The following is a 2,253-nucleotide window of genomic DNA, read 5'->3' on the forward strand; positions in this document are numbered from 1 at the left end:
CGATCAGATCGATCAGGGCCATCCTGTCGTCGGTCATCGTCGTCTCCGGTGTGAGAGTTCAAGCTTCGCAACTCGAACCCTACTCGAAGACCGGCGATAGCCACCTCAGCGGTGGGCCGCTCCTACACCACACACTGGGACACGACCGAAGGCGACGTCGAGCAACCAGTATTGGTCGTTTTCGATCGACCAGTGGGTGCGCACCCCCCGCAGAACCTCGGCGGGATTGAGCACCCGCGAGAGGGCGACGTAGCGGGTCTGGAGCGGTTCGGCCCCGGCGGACGTGCCACCTTGCGTGCTGCGGCGCAGGCCGTCGATGCGGGCGATGGCGCGCAGGCCGGCGAATTCGTAGCGCTCGGCCCAGTCCGGCACCGCCCGAACCCAGGCGCGGCGCTCCTCGTGGCGGCCATGGGCGGTCTGGCTTGTGCAGGCCGCCTCGTCGGGATCGGCCTTCTGCATCAGCTTTTGCGCAGCGGCGTGCAGCGGGCCGCGGTTGCCCTTGACGATCAGGGCGTAGTCGCCGCCCCGCTCCAGGATGGCGGCCGCCGTGGCGCGGTTGCCGTGCAGGGCGTCGGCGGTGACGACGGTGTCGCGCAGATCGAGCAGGGCGATGATCTCGCGCGCGGCGGTGACCTCGCTGCAGTTGCGCGCAGGGCGCTGGGCCAGGACGAGACGCTGCTCGGCGGTCCAGGCGGTGACGAGGTGCAGGGGGGTCGAGCGGCCGGCGCTGCGCACCGCGCCGCGCAGGGACTTGCCGTCGAGAGCGACGACGCATCGATCCGCACGGCCGTCCTCGGACGCCGCCTTGTCGAGAGCCTCGGCGAAGGCGGCCATGAAGGCGCGGAAGGCGGCCTCGAAGGCGAGCGGGTCGAGCGCCTGGAACAGGCGGCTGAAGGTGTCGTGGCTGGGTGCGCCGTGGGCGAGGCGGACGAAGCGGCGCAGCAGCGGCAGCTTGGCGCGGGCGAAGGTGGCGATGTCGACGCAGGTCTGGGCGCCGCACAGCGTGGCCGCCAGCGCGACCAGCAGCACCTCATCGAGGGGATGGCGGGCGTTGGCAGCGCGCGGATCCGGCACGGCCGAAAACAATCCCTGCACCTCGAGCATCGATCGCCTCCTGTCTGTCAGGAGACGTCAACGCATCGCCTTCAACTCGGATCGGCGCGCCGACAGGCCATATGCGATAGCCCTGCCAGGAAGGAACGGGCCGAGCCATGAACGCGGCTGAGATCAAGGATCTGACCGAGGCGCGGGCTGCTCTCGCACGGCAGCGCAACGCCATCGCCAAGCGACTGGCAGGGATCGATTTGGCGCCCGTGTCCATGGCCGAGGATCTGAGCCGTGTCCTGGTGTCGATCGAGGCGGTTGACCGCGCGCTGGCGGATGCCGGTCAACCCTTCATGGCAACGGAAGCATGACTTTCTGCTAAGCTGCTCCTTTATGAGGCGAGGGCGTGCGCTGATGGCGATTCGGGCTGGAGGTTCGGCGTTGATGGTCGCGCTGGGTCTGTCGAGTGTAGCAATCGCCCAGCAACCCGCGGCGCAGCCACAGATCCTTGACTGCACGGAGTTCTCGAAGAAGACCGACGAGGCCGCGCTCGTGAAGCGGTTCGGACGCGAGAACGTCGTGAATGCCAAGCTCGACGGCGCGGAGGGGGAAGCCACGCCTGGAACGGTCGTCTACCCGAAGGACCCGAGCCGGCGCCTTGAGGTGACGTGGTGGGACACATCGCGTCGCAGAGGCCTCTCGGGCATCACGGTGCGCGGCAAATCCGAGTGGATGGTTCGCACACCTGGCAGGGCGCGCGACACGGTGGGCCTGCGGATCAGTCTGGCCGAACTGGAGGAGGCCAACGAGAAGCCGTTCCAGATCAGCGGTTTCGGCTGGGACTACGGCGGCTACGCCACGGACTGGAAGGGCGGCAAGCTCGATCACATGGCCCCCGCATCGTTGGCGTCATTCCTTCGGAAGGCCGCGGTATCGTCCCGCTCGGTGACCGCAACGGAGGCTGGGTGTTCGTTCGGTACGAGAACGTCGAAGGCTGGGTGTCGAGCCGCTTCGTTTATCCAGAAGCTCCGCCGATTAGGCGCGGGCGTCGGCTAGATTGAGGCTTCGCTTGGACTGTGAGAGTTGCACTTGCATTCTGGCGATCCGTCACGCTCTAGAGCGTGTTATGCACTTGTCATGATCTTTTCTGGTTGTTTGAGCATGAGGCAGACGAAGGCGACCATGTGAAGGCCTGCCAAAGTGCTGGCG

General features: G+C 67.0%; 3 protein-coding genes and 1 pseudogene. 2 read left to right on the forward strand and 2 right to left on the reverse strand.

The genetic code is table 11. The features are described 5' to 3' along the window. Positions 1-105: 105 nt before the first annotated feature. On the reverse strand, positions 106-1,104 hold the full coding sequence (locus ASG52_RS17160; protein ID WP_056245854.1) for an ISAs1 family transposase: 999 nt from the start codon (positions 1,102-1,104) through the stop codon (positions 106-108). Positions 1,105-1,211: 107 nt separating this feature from the next. On the opposite strand from ASG52_RS17160, the gene ASG52_RS17165 reads away from it, so the two are divergent. Together ASG52_RS17165 and ASG52_RS27940 are read left to right on the forward strand one after the other, a co-directional pair. After that, the gene (locus tag ASG52_RS17165; protein WP_056245857.1) at positions 1,212-1,415 is read left to right on the forward strand and encodes a hypothetical protein; all 204 of its coding nucleotides are present in this window, start codon (positions 1,212-1,214) and stop codon (positions 1,413-1,415) included. Positions 1,416-1,488: 73 nt separating this feature from the next. Then, positions 1,489-2,100, forward strand: coding sequence for a hypothetical protein (locus ASG52_RS27940; protein ID WP_056245861.1), 612 nt, complete (start codon positions 1,489-1,491; stop codon positions 2,098-2,100). A gap of 68 nt (positions 2,101-2,168) precedes the next feature. Here the strand turns inward: ASG52_RS27940 and ASG52_RS27345 are convergent. Further along, a pseudogene (locus ASG52_RS27345) lies at positions 2,169-2,253 on the reverse strand (IS5/IS1182 family transposase); the annotation flags it as partial.

Origin of the sequence: Methylobacterium sp. Leaf456, from assembly GCF_001425465.1 — a bacterium.
Classification (GTDB): domain Bacteria; phylum Pseudomonadota; class Alphaproteobacteria; order Rhizobiales; family Beijerinckiaceae; genus Methylobacterium.